The sequence below is a fragment of the Neisseria sp. HMSC058F07 genome (genome assembly GCF_001810035.1).
Lineage (GTDB): Bacteria > Pseudomonadota > Gammaproteobacteria > Burkholderiales > Neisseriaceae > Neisseria > Neisseria perflava.
This window is the reverse complement of record NZ_KV799690.1, coordinates 1-381: the sequence shown is the minus strand read 5'-3', so window position 1 is coordinate 381 and position 381 is coordinate 1. Positions and strand designations below refer to the sequence as shown.

Below are 381 nucleotides of genomic sequence, written 5' to 3'. Positions count from 1 at the left end.
ATGGCCGTCAATAAAATCGCCCGTAAAAGCAGCAAATTCCGCGTTGTCTTTACCGTCCCCGATTTCTGCTGGCCGCCTCCACCCGCTCCCCCTTCCGTTCCACCCATCCCCTTCCCACTCTTTGCTGATCTCGGCGGTGCCAAAACCGTCGCCAAAGACGTACGCCTCAACCGCAAGCCTGCTTTTGTCTTTAATGCCAGTAAGACGCACAAAACTTATGGCGATGAAATCGCCCTTCCGGGCCGTAAAGGGGTAAAAAGCCGCACCGCCACCAAACCGGCCTGGCCGATGCGCCATTCTTCCTCGGTTAAAATCCGCAAACGCTATATCGTGCGCACCGGCGATATGTTCCATATGAACGGCAAGTTCAGCAAAAGACTC

1 protein-coding gene is annotated in these 381 nt (G+C 54.9%); it reads left to right on the top strand.

Going from position 1 to position 381, the window contains the following annotated elements:
• The coding region (locus HMPREF2696_RS06730) for a PAAR-like domain-containing protein (protein WP_070588188.1) at window positions 1–381 on the top strand (381 nt) is incomplete at both ends.